Raw genomic sequence first — 14,828 nt, forward strand, 5'->3', positions numbered from 1 at the left:
TAATTAAATTACCTTTTTTCCCGTCATTGAATCTACCAAATTGTAAATATCAGCTTCTGCTTTTCTTATGTCGCTATCAGCATTATCAACAATAGTTTGATAACCTTTATTTTGTTCAACCAGTTCATTAATTATTTTTTTATATTCATTTATTTTAGTGTTATTATTTTTTATAATTTCTAAGTAGTTATTTTTAAAGGCGTTTACTTCATTTTCAACTTCAGTCTTTTTTAAGACTAGTTTATTCAATTTATCGGTTAAACGGTTACTATATTCGATATCAAAATCTTCGCCTACTCCAAATAACAATGGATAACAAGTAACCACCTTGTTATTACTTGGATCAACAACTATTATCCAATTTTTATTTTTGTAAATTTTTGTATGGTTATGATTTCTAATTTTACCTTCAAAAACACATTCACCATAACTACAAAGTTTATTTATAAATTCTCTAATTTCATTGCTTCTTAAATTGGCATGTTTAACTTGATCTGTTTTTGTAGTATAACCCCAAGCTCTTTCAACATATCTTTCTGCTGCATGTTGACTAATTATATAATTAGTCATTTTTGTTGTTTGTTCATTATTGTTATTCTTGTAAATAATGTCACCATCTTTTTCTATATATTCCATTTTTTCTCCTTTTATATTAAATTTAGTAAAACTACGATTTTATTCAAAAATATTTAGGATTTAACTAAGTTGAATGGTAAAAAATTGACGTTATTTTAGATAAATCCTAACAATATTTGAAACTTTTTCTTAAATTACAAACCATATAACGATATAACCATTGTTGATTAATTTTAAGGCTTCGGCTCTCGGAATATCGTCAACTAATATAATTTTTCCTTTTTCAATTATAGGTGGTTCCTTATTCCATTGACTCAATGCGATTGATATACTATTTTCATTTTTATTCTTTATTTCTTTAGAATGTTTATCTGAGAAAGTTAACACAAGTAATTGGTAAGCTTCACTCAAATCAGTTAATGTTTGACTTTTCCCCATACCTCTAATTAAACTTCCGTCTAGTAAAATGTGTTTTTTAAAGTAAATTGCATTTGCAATTATACTTTTTAAACTATTAAATTGCGCTAATAAGTAATCTGTTGAATTACTATTATCTTGTAACCAAAAATTTTCCTTACATATAGTACGTTCCAAAGATAATTCTTTTTCCATTTTTCACTTTTCTCCTTTAACATTCATATATAACTTTTAGTGGGACAGCAATTAAATTAGAATTAATATTATTGTTTGTTTCATCATACTCTTTTCTTAAATATCTAATTGCACTTTTATTTCCACATTTAACAGTTTCTGTTATATCGCCTGTAAAATTATTGTCTTCAGTTAAAAAATTCAGTAAGTTTATTGCTATTTCCAACCTTCATTAATACATATAAATTTTCTCTAATTTCATTTTCTATTCCTTTCCAAATCCTTCATCAACTATAAAGCCTGCTATCATACCACAATCGTTAAAACACATTGAAATAATCTCATACCCATAATCGTTAATTAAATCCAAGGCGCTACAAATATTAGGAAAATATCTTCTATTAATAAAAGTATCACACCGATTCCAAGTTGGACTAATTCTGTATTCTACATATTTATGTTTTCCCATATTTAAGTCACCGTAATATCATCAATATTTTTAATAATAATTTGTTTTTTACCGTTAGTATCAGGGATTGTCTTAATGTCAATACCTTCAACATAATCTTCTAAATCTAATTCAACTATACGATCATCGTTTAATTTTAATTTACAACGTGACATTTTATCTAATGATTTAATATTACAAATAACATCGCCATCTAAAATGCCCATATCAGTTAGTAGTAATTCTGCTTCATTGTTCGCTTCATAATCATTATTAAACAAGCTTGATGTGGCTTTATAAATATTTAAAATACCATCATCCATTGTTAGTTCTAAAATTGTTTTATGTAGAGCTGCCAAAATATCTTCATCAACGACTCCATAATCTCTATTAATTTTTTTAACAACTGAAATTAATATTTTTAGTTTTTGTTTATCTGTTAGTTTTGGTTCTCCTTTAATATATTGTTCATTTAGATAATATCCAGGCTTGCCATCTATTTTAAATTTCTTTTCAATAATTGAAAGCTTATCTTCTTCAATGTTAATGATAACAGCTTCATCTACTTGTCCACCTTTTGTAGGAACAACTTGTCTGGTTACAATCTTGTATATATCATCTTCAACAATACATACTGGTTGTGTTTTATAGTTAAGTTTCAATATTAATAAATGTTTAATACCATTGATATTACATTGAGCAAACATCAAATCAAAATTTGGCATTTCTTCAATTTGTTTACATAAATAAAACCAGTCATTTGCAATCCTTTGTGATTCTTGAATGAATGCCAGATCACTTTCTGACATTACTTTAGCTGAATTTAGTAAATGATGTTCTTCGCTTATTATAATTTCTTTTATTTGATCACTATCTAAGCATTTGCTAACTTTTGTGTCATAATAATCTGTATTATTTTGAGACAAATCGATTAAACCCTTAGAATAATTTGTTTGACCTTCCTCCATATTTAAGTTATGGATTGTTATTTTTTCAATAATTACAGTTCTATTCAATATTTTTATTTTCTCCATTTCTTCTTTGTTTTTAAATACAATATCCACTTCAAATGCCATATTGTTATCCCAAATCAATCCCTTCAATTTCAGCACGAGTCTTTAGAATTCGTAAATAACTATCCATGCAATATCTTTGATCTTCTAACATAGAAATCGGACAAGTTGGAGTAAATTCTAAAACTTCCGCCTCATGCTTTGTTAACATAATATCTAACTCATCTAGTCTTTGTTTAAGTTGTTGATATTCAACTTTAAATCTTTCTTTATAGGATTTTTCTGTTATTATTTTGTTGTCAGATCCTGTCACTGCTTGTTTTATAGCCTCCATAATAGCTTTGTCAACAGCGTAAAAGTCTTGAACCACTTCAAATTTATCACTTGCAATATTATCTAAAGTAAATTCTTTGTTATTAGTATTAAATAAATCAAAGGTTTCGCTAGTACGAGAGTGGATCATAACCGTACCATTATCCCAACACCAATAACCTTGCCAATGTGGAAGTTTTACTTTCTTCCCTTGTTTCATTAACTTTAATGCTTCATCAAATTTCATTTTTCTATTTCTCCGTTTTTAAATTATTTTTATCTACAATCTCATTCATGTAATACAATCTCTCTCTTCTTTAAAGACTCTTGTACCGATATTACACGTTGCTTAATTGAACCTCGCCACTTTAGATTTAAATCACGCTGCTCTAATATGAATCTTCCATCGACTAAAACATCTATCATCTTAAGTGTTGCAAATGTTATATCATTCAAATATTCATTTTTGCACTCAGTTTTTTCCAATAGTTCTTCCCAAGTATATCCAGACCAAATCCAAATTGTTTTGTCAGGAAAATCTCTTTTAAAAAGGGTTACAAGTGTATAAACATCATCAATATTTTTAGCGTCAAATGGTTCTCCGCCAAGAATAGATATTCCAGCGATATGCCCATTCATAGAGTCATAGATTTCTTTATATACTTCATCACCACAAGGAGTTCCATAATCATAATCCCATAACTTTTGATTAAAACACCCCTTACAATGATGGGAGCACCCAGAGAAGAAAATAGATGTTCTAATTCCTTCGCCATTAGCTATATCAAAGTTTTTTATTTTTGCTATGTTTGACATTACTCTGCTCCCAAGTGATATACCCTATCATGTATATCTTGCGCTCTGCCATCATTAAAGGGGTTAGTTGAAATATAACCACAAATTCTTAAAGCAATATTCATTTTATTAAAATTATCATTGCCACATTGAGGACAATGGAATCTTAAGTCATCACCCATAGAGATATCTGTGCAGCCACATTCATGACAATATGAAGTAGTTGTGTTAATCTCAGCATACATATTTGTATTATAGATATGTTTAATGACTTCTAATAGCGCCTCAATATTCTTAGTCATATTTGGAGTTTCAATGTAAGATATTGCACCTCCTAAACTTAACTTTTGGAATTCACTTTCCAAACTTAATTTGGAAAAGGCATCAATTTGTTGAGATGGAGTAATGTGATAAGAATTAGTAATATAATCTTTATCAGTTATTCCTTCGACCAGTCCGAATCGTTCTCTAAGACATTTTGCAAATTTATATGTAGTAGATTCGATTGGACTGCCATAAATACTGAATCCAATATTTGTCTCCTTTTTCCATTTACTGCAAGCATCGTTTAATTTTTTTAATATATTTTCTCCAAATATACGTCCTTTTTCTTTGGTGTGTGATTCGCCTGTCATATATTTAACACACTCATAAAGACCAGCATATCCTAACGAAATTGAGGAATAGTCATTGAATAATAATTTATTAATTATTTCGCCTTTATTTAATCTCGCATATGCGCCATGTTGCCATAAAATTGGAGCTACATCGGATTTAGTACCTTTCAACGAATTATGTCTAACCATTAATGCTTTAAAGCATAAATCTAATCTTTCATTAAATATTTGCCAAAATTTATCAAAATTTTTATTGCTTGACAATGCTATATCAGGTAATGATAAAGTTACAACACCTTGATTGAAACGTCCATAAAATTTTGGCTCATTGTTTTTATCATAATATGGTTGTAGAAACGATCTACACATTACTTTGCTGAATATCACTATTCAAACTGACTAGATGTTCTCTCCGAGTCCGTTAGTCTCATCGTCGAGCCGACCGCTTGGAGTTGGTGCTTATCTCCAACCCTACATGGTTACACTCATCACCATTAGTCGATACACATTTACAACTGCAAAATAGCAATTGATTTAGCACGGTACTCATCTTAGATCATAATCGTTAGACTCCCTAAGACCTATCCGTTAGCAGTATTTGATACTACACCCATTAAGCAAATGGTTCGATCGGTTTATCCTGGGCTATAGTTTACGCTTACCCATACACGGAAAACAGTTGTTTTGTTTTAATTCTCTCATTTTCTTTTCAGAAATATAATCTGGCACAAGTCTTTTAGAGCTACACTCAGCAGCTAGTTTAGTCAAATACCAATATTTGCTATTTTCATGAACATTGTCTTCTTCCAAAACATAAAGTAACTTCGGAAATGCTATTGTAATAGGTGCTCCTTTTTCATTTTTAACCCCTTTAATTCTTTGACGTAGTACCTCTTCAATAATCATCGCTAAATCATTTTTGGTTTGTTTATCGCTAACTTCACCCAAATACATGAATATACTTGTAAACGGACTCTGCCCATTAGTACTCGAAATTGTAATTAATTGATATTGAATAGTTTGAACGCCATCCGCAATTTCTTCCTTTAGTCTTTTTTCGGTTAATTCATCAATCAATTCTGGATTGCCACTTGCTATACCAATTTCGTATTTAACTTTTTTCTTGATTTTTTTCCTACTAATATCAACAAAGGGTGCCAAATGTGATAGTGAAATTGTATTACCACCATATTGCGAGCTAGCAACTTGTGCGATAATTTGAGTAGCTATAGTACAAGCGGTTCTGAATGAATGTGGTTTTTCAATCATAGTTCCACTAATAACTGTGCCATTTTGCAACATATCTTCAAGATTAATTAAACTACAATTCGTCATTGGCATTCCTGGACTATAGTCCATATCATGGAAATGAATAATCCCTTTATTATGAGCATCAATTATTTCTTTAGGTACTAATAATTTTTCTGCCATCTCTTTACATGTAAATCCAGCTAAATAATCTCTCATTGTTGGTATAATACGAGTATCTTTGTTACTGTTTTCTTTTATAACTTCTTCATTATTACCTTTTACTAAGCTTATATAGTTATCGTACCTCTTACTTAAATCTTTTGATATTTCTCTATTAACATTTCTTTTACATCTATATCTAATATAAGCTTTGGCAACATCTCTTCTATCTGTATCTAACAATTTATCTTCTACCATATCCTGAATAGCCTCTACTGACAGATATTCAGTGTAGGTGTTAGATATTTCCTTTGCAATTAATCCAGCTTTTAATTTTGCTGATTCTGTGATTTTTTTATCTACTTCTTTAAATGCTTTGATTATAGCATTTTTAATTTTGCTTGAATCAAAATCAACCTTATTCCCATTTCTTTTAATAACTTTTAACACTAAATTCTCCTCATCTTGCAAGTTTTATTTTCTCTAACTCCATTTTGGCACCAATAAATCTTTCTTGTAATATTCTTGATAAAATATCAAATGGTACAGTATAACAATAAACATTGTTTAAATTATATATTTCAATATGGACTATCACATTATTCTTCTTGTTGACAAATATTTGACCTCTAGTTGCGCCGAATCGTCTAATAACGTAAATAGAAATATTGTTATTATCAGTTGCATTTCCATAAAATAAAATGTGATTTTTTAAAATGTAATATTCGTCCTCACAACTGTCATTAAGATAATTGTCTAAAAATTTTGTGATATTATTTTTATATACTTTGTTCATTTTATTACCAAACGTTATCCGCCTACTGCTCCCTTCCTATAAAATTTTTTAAATCTAATTAATTCTTCTTCATTTAAATAAATATCAACTCTATGTCCACATCCATCATATCCAGTTACTTTGACTTCGGTAATATCTAGATTGTTTATACAACAAAACTGTTCTTCTGTTTCTTCAATTTGCTTGCGCATCCAACTTGAGTTTAGATCTTTAAGTTTATCAACTGGCAGTTTGTCTGTGTTACATTCAAAGCTATCTTTAGAGTCTAATAAATCCAATTTATTAATTGTCACATAGTAAGAATTTGTACAGCTGCCATAACCAATTCTAATATAATTATTTGCATAGCATATATCTAAATAGGGAACAGGAGCGCCACGAAGCTCCCAAAAATCTTTGATAAACGAGCAAATTTCCTTCTCCGATTTGAATTCGCCAATATATTTCAATTTACCGACATCAAGTTTGTTTTTAATAATATAGTTTTGAGCATACTCGTCCTTGTAATATAGTTTTAACATCGTTTTATCTCCGTACAATATTTTAATATACTTATTGTTGAGTCAGATATTTCGTTAAGAGCTAATTGAACATTGTTTTTATTACAAATAAAATATTTTAACTCTTGGTTAAACATGCTTCTAAAAATTAAAAACCTAAAGTCTTTGCTTAAATCTTTATACGTTCCTTCCTTACATTTATATGATGTAATCGTGTCATCAAATTTATTCACTTCACGACAAATAATTACACAATCGTTTTCTAGTTCATTCATTATCTTCTCCTTAATTGTATTTATTTCTCGTTGTTTCAACCCAAACCACAATTTTATAAACAGCCCATTGTGGGATATCTTTGTTTATTTTATCTTTATCTGGGTTGACATTTTTTACTTCCCAACAACCAAAATCACTCTTAGATGGATTTAGTGACAGACTTGCTTCATACTTTCTTATGAATTCATCATTAATATATAAATCGAATGAGATGTCGAACCATTGTCTATAGTCACTTCCTAAACCCGCTAAAGTTTTGGCATGTATGTTACACAATTTAATGTTATTATTTATTTTAATACAATCATTCCAATGCCATGAACAATCATAATAGAAGTCATAATATCCATTATATCGTTGCCATAAATATATGTGATAATCTCTTTTATGTAACAAATAAATTGTTACTGCACTAGCCAATCTTTTTCTATTTAACCACATTTTCATATTCATACTTCTTTATTTGTATTGGTATCTTCTATAACGTTTCCAAGAACGCTGCATTTTAGTTTGGTATTCCATCGCCAAACCATCTAATTTTCTTTTAACTTTAATCTGCTTTAAATGGATACCATATTCATCACTAATTTCTTTTATTTCTTGAGGAGTAATAGAGTGTATCTGTTCGCTATGATTATTTGGATACCGCCATCTGTGCCCAGAGTGTTTGCGATTTTGTCTGCACCCGAATTTCCTTTTAACATTTTTATATAATTCATCCTTGGTGCGAATCCGACCTTTTTTATCAGTTACAATGTATCTGCAAGAAACTAAAAACCGCCATGTTCGAATTTTTGTATTTACTCGCTCATAATCAAAGCATTTTGCTAATTTTATTTCACCAAGATAATCATACACACCTTGAGCGCCTTCAACATATCCAAGATACGTCCAACCACTTAAGTGATACACACTTCCATCTTTATTGCTGTCCACCCATTTAATTTCTTGTTTGTAAACATAGTATCTTTGCATCCAACCCTCCACTTGAATAAAATCTACATTTTATCCAAAAATCCCCCTTTGGAAAACACGTGATTTTACGATGTTTTCTAAGGATATTTTTGAGCAATTATGTAAAAATATCTAGGTATTGTTATCTTTTTCTATTTCTACAACTTTCAAAGTATCAGAAATATTATCAACAGAGATTTCATCATTCAAATTAAACTCACTATATTTTGTATTTAAAACAAACCATCTTCCATCACTGTTCGTTCCATTTGCACTAAACAAAATACTATTATTAATATTGTTTCCAAATCCAGAATAAGCTGAACAAGTTACTATTGCATATTGTTTAAAATTATTATACTTATCAAATACCTTGACTATATCACCTATATGCAATCTACTGCCTTTAACATCTTTCGATAGTACTGGTGTTCCCAATATGTTTTTCTGAGGATATATTTTATCCAAAATACCTTTTAAAGCTAATACTTTTGCTTTAGCAGATTCATAACCTTCTAAAACAATATAGTTGTTTTTATTGAGAGAGAGTAATTTATTATCAACTAATATATTACAAAGTTCGTTTTGAATCTTTTTAATACTTCCAATTTTAAGAGATGGGCAAAAACGATTATTTGTAATCATTACATATTCTCCCATTTTTGCAGGGCGTTTATTTTTTTTTTTGACCTGCTTAACTTTAATAGTTTTTTCTTTGTGACAAGCAATGCTATATCGCCTCAAATAATTTTCTAAATCTTCAAAAAATTTAAGTGGTGCTATATATTTTGGATACTTTGCGTTATTATCAGCAGTAAAATATCCATCTACTACATCATAAATTTTTCCTTTAGTAAGAATGGAACTGTCGGTTAATACCTCAAAACTACAATTAAGAAAATTTGCATCTTTGGTTTCACTTACATCTATTTTTTCATCTTTGTCAAATAGTCTGTTGAAAGTCATAGTAGCTCCAATAGTAAAATCAAACTTGTCATCATGATGACATTTACTTACCTCACGTTTTACAACTTTCCCATTTTCTTTTAATATTGCATGAGTTTCATTATTTTTAACTGTTATATGAATTTCGCAACTACTTTTTTTAAATGTAATGTTTTTGAAAGCAACTTTTTCAAATAAGAGGTTTTCTAATCTAGCTGCTTTTAACTTATGTGATTTTTTGTCAACAAATAATCCAAGTTTAAAATTTGAATTTTTTATCCATTCCAGACATGCACTTTTAAACTTAGAGTTTAGTAAATTATTTTTAATACATTTGTCTAAAAATGTTTTAACTTCTTCAATATTTTCAAATGTTACTGCTATATTTCCCTTAACAAAATCTTCAAATGTATATTTTTTCAAAATCGTCCTCCTTTGTTTTTTTTATATTTATCCTAAAAATATTTTTCAAAAAATTATAATAACTATACAGTTTTAAGGTATTTAAGAAAATATATTTCCTATTAAATAACATATAGCTGTAGTTATCATAAACAACCAGAACCATTTGTCATCGTTACTGTTTTTCAATATATTTCACCTCCATTATTTATTTTTTTTAAAGAATATTTGTTATTGAGATATGCAAATGTTTTTAATTATGATTGTTTTTATTAGACATTTGAACTGGATATAATTTTTTGTTGTCACAAGCCTTTTTTGTATCATCTTTAAACATTGTCAATTTGTCAGTCATATTTTACTACCTTCTTATAAACTAATATATTTTAATCAAGCCCATCATATAAAGATTTCGACAAATCGTCATTACTAAATTTGTTGGAATTTCTTATTGCATTAATTAGATTAATTTTACTATCTCTGCACAGTGAGTAACCATATTTACAATATCTATAACTGCGTTCTAATGTATTAAATGGGTAAAGCAGTTTGTCGTTTTGTAAAACAAGTTTTCTTTCATGTAGGTGCTCAAAAAATTTTGGATGATGTAATATACAATAATTAAACATACACAAATCTTCATCATCATAATCAACTTCGTAATAATAACAAAATTTAGTAATTGTAAAATCAAAATGATCTAATATAGCTTCAGGTTCACCAAATGTTTTTTTTATCAGTTCAACAACTATCCCTGTTTTTACTTCCTCATACGCCACAGCGTTTTTATTTTCATAATAAAATTTAAATTCTTTATTTTTTCCATATTTGTTATTTGCTTCATTAAAATCATTTTTATTTCTAAAAAACATATCTATATCTTTTATATGTTCGCCATTAAAGATATTTTTAAAACAACCACCTGCTATAATCCCACTTGTTCCAATTAAATATTTTTTTAAAAACAATAGTTTGAAAAACTCTTCTTCTTCTCTCTCAATATACTCCATTATATCTCCTCCTTTATTTTCCATCGCAACCATCCAAATCTATTGCTTGACCGCATTTAGGACAATATTCAAATTCAGCATATACTATTTCATACCATAGCACTTTTCCATTAGGACAGATGATTTCTATATCAGGTTCTCCTTCTGTCCCAATGTGAATGGGTATCATGTTTTGAGTATAAAACAATCCAACATTTCTACGCATTGGTATGCATCCTAACTCACTCATTTTAACCATGATTTCATTTTGTAGTTTTGTTTCAGGATTCATGGGTTTACCTCATTGCACATTGTACAGGATAGAAACGGTTTTCTTCAAATTTAATAGTTTCATATCTTTTTGTGTTTATGTTATTATTATGTATAAGAATATCGATTTCATTTTTCTTTTTATACAATTCACCTATTTCAAAACATTCTTCCCAATAGCTATCCCATACCCACATATCAGGCTTTAAATCTTCAAGTTTGTATGGTTTTATTGTATTATCAGCCAATTTAATATTCTCATTGTTATTTAATAGAATTGCCTTGGCAGTTGCTAAACCGTTATACAATCCAATCATGTAGCTATCTGTTAAGTTATTCTTTTGTGCTTCGATAACTTTATTTAAATAATCAATACCATTAAAATAATCTGTTATTAAATCGTATAAGAAACCTTTTAAATCATTTACATTGTCATCATCATTGAGCATAAAATTATCGTTTAAGGCATTAACACAATAAATTAAAAATTCCTTTTCACTAACATTATGCTTTTTTATATATTCTTCTTTACTCGACATCTTCTTCTACCTCTTTGTTATCTCTTTCGATACACTTATCTATCATATTTTTTATTTCTTCTTTAGTGAAGTTACATAAACTTACGCAACCGTTTATACTCCAATTCTTATATGCACCAATACCCTTGCCCTGATAACTAAATCCATGTTGTTTAAAACCATATTTGCCATTATCTAATGGTTTAAATTCTTCATATTGTAATTCTATATAATAATCATATCTTTTAGATGATTTATAATACTCTAATGGTACTTCGTTTTGAGTTTGTGAATATGTAACCACTTCATGTAATGCTTTTTTATATTCTTTAACAACGTCTAACTGCTCCAAGCTATGTAATGTGTCAGCATACTCTAATATTTCTTCTCTAGTTGGCATCTTCTAACCACCCTTTACCTACAAATTTTTTAAATACTTCTTTAGGTGATAAACAATTTTTCCCGCTTTCTTTAATAACTTGGTGGATATGGTTACAATCAACAATACTACTTAATCCAAATTTCCCTTTAAATAATACGCTTGCAATTACATATTTTTCTTCAACACCCCTATGCAATGTACAATCGGGACATAATTCGTTTAATAATAAGACTAATTTTACTTCCATTCTAAGTTGCTTTTTTTCATTCATTCTTCATCACTCCTTTTAATTCTCCTTTTTCTATATAATTTGTTATATTTTCTGGGCTTTTTATATACCCTAGCTGATTAGTTGATAATTTTCCCTGTTTTGTATAGCTATGAAACTCATATTGATAAGAAGCAATAAGAGTATATCCATCTTTACGTATTAATATTTTTCCTTTTTTCCATTCCCTCTTATTTCTAGTCCACACATAAAATTCAACATCTTTATCTAATCCATTTTTTTCTAAAAATTCTTCATATACCTTATATTGAATTTTATTAAAATCCTCTATGTGTTGCTGTAATTCTTTTTCTTTAATTCTCAATTTCTGTAATTTTTCCATTTTCTTTCACTTCCATTTTTAACAATTCTTTTTGCTTATGCCTATAATCTATCCCTAACAATTTCTTTTTTCATATTCCTTATATAACATACTTTGCTAAGTGACATCATAAATAATTTTTTTAGGAAGAACTTAGTTTTCTTCCACGTGTATACTATACACCAAACACAAGTTGATGTCAACTAGCAAAGTAAAATTTTATATATTTAACCATGTATTTCTACTTAAGTTTTCTTTTTTTAGTATTGCTCTATTGACCGTATCTAAATCTCCTATATGGAAACACTTTTCTTTCATTCTTGTAAGCCCAACATAAATCAAATTGCTATTGAGCATATAAGTGTGACTTGATGGTGTAAATAAAATTACCACCTTGGCAGCGGAACCTTGAAATTTATGCAGCGTACAAGAATATGCTAATTCGACATTTTGCATATCCGTCTTTTCATATCCAACAAGCAAACCATTGAAATCTATTACAATCAAGCCTCTTTTTGTAATATCAACTATTACCCCTGATTCACCGTTTGCAATAAACGTTTGTTCGTTGATAAAGTCATAACAATCTTCGCCCCACATTGTTCCCTTTGAAACAAGAAAAGCTTTTCGATTATTTTTTGTTTGCATTACAATATCGTTAACATAAAAATTTGTGTTATGCGCTTCGATATGAATATCTGACACCTTACGTTCTTTGTTAGCTATTGGTTGTAACAATCTGTTAATATTTATACACCCATAATCACCTTTGCGATATGATGACAATACAACCACATCTGAGGTAGAATATCTTTCCAATGTTTTCGCATAAACTTTTTTTATACAGTCTAATCCAGCCTCCTTGTCATAGTTCATAAATAAATAATCTTTGTTTTCTCCAAATGCAGTAACTTTATTATCATATTTTGTTAGATACAGTTTACAATTTCTTACATCAGTAGCTACTTTCATCAATCCACCCTCGCCATATCTAAATACCTTTGTCAGCATGGTTTTAGGTATTTTTTTTGATGTCAGTAAGTCATGCATTACGTTTCCACAACCTACTGATGGTAACTGGGCAGGGTCACCTATTACTAGTAGTTTGGTTATATTAAAGTCGATTGCTTCCAATACAGTTTTGAACAAGAATACATCTGCCATCGAAAACTCATCGATTATAAGCACATCGCAATTCAATTTATTAAACGAGTTATATCTCCATGTAGGCGGTTGATACCCCAATCCAGTATGAATTGTTTCGGCTTTTGATCCAGTATATTCCGATAAAACTTTGGCAGCTTTTCCAGTTGGTGCAAACAAAGCAAACCACTTACTCTTATCTGTTAACATATTAATAATAGCTTTTGCTGAAAACGACTTTCCCGTTCCTGAATATCCGACTAAAATACTAAATTGAGATTTACATAAATTATGAATGCTAGACAACTGATCATCAGTCAATTCGTATTCATCAATAGTTCTGTAATTTTCAGGATTAACTTCGTATATATCATTGATTTCTAACGCCTCATTTATTCTGTATTTTATATACATTTCGGCTTCGTATGTAACTTTTCTCGATACAAAAACATCATTATTTTTATCCTTATTGTAATAAATATCATCATCTTTGATTGCTTCAAAGAAATGTTGTGAACATTCAGGGGTTACACTTTTAACGATTGATAACAATTTTAGAATATTTATTCTAGTACTTCCGTTATTTTCAGTTTCGGTAAGATTATATAAAATGCACTCTCTACACCTTTGTAAAGAGGTTCTTAAATTATAACCGAACTCAACAATTCTGTTTTTTTGAAGTTTTAAAAGTAATTCATCTGCACTTTTAAAACCAATTCCACTCAAAGAACACATACATTTATATGGTTCTTGAATAATTTTTTTACGTACAATTTCGATTGAAGTATACTTGCTGTACATTTTTCTTAATACATTTAATGAAATATATCCTTTAAATTCATTAATAAGGTCAATTAACATAAAATTATCAATTATTTTATTCTTGATTTTTTCAAATGTAACATCTTTAATACCTTTAACTAATGACAAATCAACATCTTCATTATCCAGAACCATTTGGATAATATTCGGATAATGAAGATACAATTCTGAGGCTTGCCTTTCTGTACATATAGTTCTAAGAAATTGATATGTTTCTTGCTGATTCACTGGTTTATCTCTTGATATCGAAACTACTTTATATGTTGTTCCATATTTGTTTTTAGTTGGTATTCCAGTAATTTTATAGTCAGTATTTAAATCCAATTCAGATATTTCTCCCATAATAGACACATTTCCGTAATTATTTGCAATTACCCTAGGATTTGATTTAAAATCAACATTCATAGCATATATCCTAAAATTTTCTTTAGAGAAGGTACATCTATTTACTTGCCCTGTAAATACCGTTTCTTTTTCTT

At 28.8% G+C, this 14,828-nt stretch carries 22 protein-coding genes; all 22 read right to left on the reverse strand.

Features of this window, described 5'->3' with window-relative positions; genetic code table 11:
* Positions 1 to 3 precede the first annotated feature (3 nt).
* A complete protein-coding gene (locus BMW96_RS00425) occupies positions 4 to 636 on the reverse strand; it encodes a hypothetical protein (protein ID WP_092351358.1) in 633 nt (210 codons plus the stop codon).
* 129 nt (positions 637 to 765) lie between these two features.
* Entirely contained in the window at positions 766 to 1,188 is a 423-nt protein-coding gene (locus tag BMW96_RS00430) for a hypothetical protein (protein WP_092351360.1), read from the reverse strand.
* Between the two features lie 16 nt (positions 1,189 to 1,204).
* Complete coding sequence (locus BMW96_RS00435) at positions 1,205 to 1,393, reverse strand: hypothetical protein (RefSeq protein WP_092351362.1); 189 nt, start codon at positions 1,391 to 1,393, stop codon at positions 1,205 to 1,207.
* A 39-nt stretch (positions 1,394 to 1,432) separates the two neighbouring features.
* Positions 1,433 to 1,636: a hypothetical protein gene (locus tag BMW96_RS00440; RefSeq protein WP_092351364.1), complete on the reverse strand. Its 204-nt coding sequence runs from the start codon at positions 1,634 to 1,636 to the stop codon at positions 1,433 to 1,435.
* A gap of 2 nt (positions 1,637 to 1,638) precedes the next feature.
* Positions 1,639 to 2,691: a nucleoid-associated protein gene (locus BMW96_RS00445; protein ID WP_244881230.1), complete on the reverse strand. Its 1,053-nt coding sequence runs from the start codon at positions 2,689 to 2,691 to the stop codon at positions 1,639 to 1,641.
* A gap of 4 nt (positions 2,692 to 2,695) precedes the next feature.
* Positions 2,696 to 3,187 carry a crAss001_48 related protein gene (locus BMW96_RS14420; protein WP_244881231.1) on the reverse strand — a complete coding sequence of 164 codons (492 nt, stop codon included), beginning with the start codon at positions 3,185 to 3,187 and terminating at the stop codon, positions 2,696 to 2,698.
* 41 nt (positions 3,188 to 3,228) lie between these two features.
* Positions 3,229 to 3,756 (reverse strand): anaerobic ribonucleoside-triphosphate reductase activating protein, encoded by a 528-nt coding sequence (gene nrdG, locus BMW96_RS00455; protein WP_092351366.1) that lies wholly within the window; start codon positions 3,754 to 3,756, stop codon positions 3,229 to 3,231.
* On the reverse strand, positions 3,756 to 4,721 hold the full coding sequence (gene nrdD / locus BMW96_RS00460; protein WP_092351712.1) for an anaerobic ribonucleoside-triphosphate reductase: 966 nt from the start codon (positions 4,719 to 4,721) through the stop codon (positions 3,756 to 3,758). The genes nrdG and nrdD (BMW96_RS00460) overlap by 1 nt, the downstream gene beginning before the upstream one ends.
* A gap of 276 nt (positions 4,722 to 4,997) precedes the next feature.
* Positions 4,998 to 6,212 carry an anaerobic ribonucleoside-triphosphate reductase gene (gene nrdD / locus BMW96_RS00465; protein ID WP_162207503.1) on the reverse strand — a complete coding sequence of 405 codons (1,215 nt, stop codon included), beginning with the start codon at positions 6,210 to 6,212 and terminating at the stop codon, positions 4,998 to 5,000.
* 10 nt (positions 6,213 to 6,222) lie between these two features.
* The gene (locus BMW96_RS00470; RefSeq protein WP_092351370.1) at positions 6,223 to 6,558 is read right to left on the reverse strand and encodes a hypothetical protein; all 336 of its coding nucleotides are present in this window, start codon (positions 6,556 to 6,558) and stop codon (positions 6,223 to 6,225) included.
* Positions 6,559 to 6,572: 14 nt separating this feature from the next.
* On the reverse strand, positions 6,573 to 7,079 hold the full coding sequence (locus BMW96_RS00475) for a hypothetical protein (RefSeq protein ID WP_092351372.1): 507 nt from the start codon (positions 7,077 to 7,079) through the stop codon (positions 6,573 to 6,575).
* Positions 7,073 to 7,333 (reverse strand): hypothetical protein, encoded by a 261-nt coding sequence (locus BMW96_RS00480; RefSeq protein WP_092351374.1) that lies wholly within the window; start codon positions 7,331 to 7,333, stop codon positions 7,073 to 7,075. Before BMW96_RS00480 ends, BMW96_RS00475 begins: the two co-directional genes overlap by 7 nt.
* Before the next feature lie 10 nt (positions 7,334 to 7,343).
* Positions 7,344 to 7,781, reverse strand: a complete 438-nt coding sequence (locus tag BMW96_RS00485; protein ID WP_244881232.1) for a hypothetical protein — start codon at positions 7,779 to 7,781, stop codon at positions 7,344 to 7,346.
* Between the two features lie 12 nt (positions 7,782 to 7,793).
* On the reverse strand, positions 7,794 to 8,309 hold the full coding sequence (locus BMW96_RS00490; RefSeq protein ID WP_092351378.1) for a hypothetical protein: 516 nt from the start codon (positions 8,307 to 8,309) through the stop codon (positions 7,794 to 7,796).
* A 111-nt stretch (positions 8,310 to 8,420) separates the two neighbouring features.
* Entirely contained in the window at positions 8,421 to 9,656 is a 1,236-nt protein-coding gene (locus BMW96_RS00495; RefSeq protein ID WP_092351380.1) for a hypothetical protein, read from the reverse strand.
* Between the two features lie 365 nt (positions 9,657 to 10,021).
* Positions 10,022 to 10,645, reverse strand: a complete 624-nt coding sequence (locus tag BMW96_RS00500; RefSeq protein ID WP_143050688.1) for a Gabija anti-defense Gad2 family protein — start codon at positions 10,643 to 10,645, stop codon at positions 10,022 to 10,024.
* Between the two features lie 13 nt (positions 10,646 to 10,658).
* Positions 10,659 to 10,916, reverse strand: coding sequence for a hypothetical protein (locus BMW96_RS00505; RefSeq protein ID WP_092351383.1), 258 nt, complete (start codon positions 10,914 to 10,916; stop codon positions 10,659 to 10,661).
* A 4-nt stretch (positions 10,917 to 10,920) separates the two neighbouring features.
* Positions 10,921 to 11,433, reverse strand: a complete 513-nt coding sequence (locus BMW96_RS00510) for a hypothetical protein (RefSeq protein WP_092351385.1) — start codon at positions 11,431 to 11,433, stop codon at positions 10,921 to 10,923.
* Positions 11,423 to 11,812: a hypothetical protein gene (locus BMW96_RS00515; RefSeq protein WP_092351387.1), complete on the reverse strand. Its 390-nt coding sequence runs from the start codon at positions 11,810 to 11,812 to the stop codon at positions 11,423 to 11,425. The genes BMW96_RS00510 and BMW96_RS00515 overlap by 11 nt, the downstream gene beginning before the upstream one ends.
* Positions 11,802 to 12,065, reverse strand: coding sequence for a hypothetical protein (locus BMW96_RS00520; RefSeq protein WP_092351389.1), 264 nt, complete (start codon positions 12,063 to 12,065; stop codon positions 11,802 to 11,804). The genes BMW96_RS00515 and BMW96_RS00520 overlap by 11 nt, the downstream gene beginning before the upstream one ends.
* A complete protein-coding gene (locus tag BMW96_RS00525; protein ID WP_092351391.1) occupies positions 12,058 to 12,405 on the reverse strand; it encodes a hypothetical protein in 348 nt (115 codons plus the stop codon). The genes BMW96_RS00520 and BMW96_RS00525 overlap by 8 nt, the downstream gene beginning before the upstream one ends.
* Before the next feature lie 198 nt (positions 12,406 to 12,603).
* Positions 12,604 to 14,754, reverse strand: coding sequence for an AAA family ATPase (locus tag BMW96_RS00530; protein WP_180320331.1), 2,151 nt, complete (start codon positions 14,752 to 14,754; stop codon positions 12,604 to 12,606).
* Positions 14,755 to 14,828 lie beyond the last annotated feature (74 nt).

The organism is Thomasclavelia cocleata (assembly GCF_900102365.1).
GTDB lineage: Bacteria > Bacillota_I > Bacilli_A > Erysipelotrichales > Coprobacillaceae > Thomasclavelia > Thomasclavelia cocleata.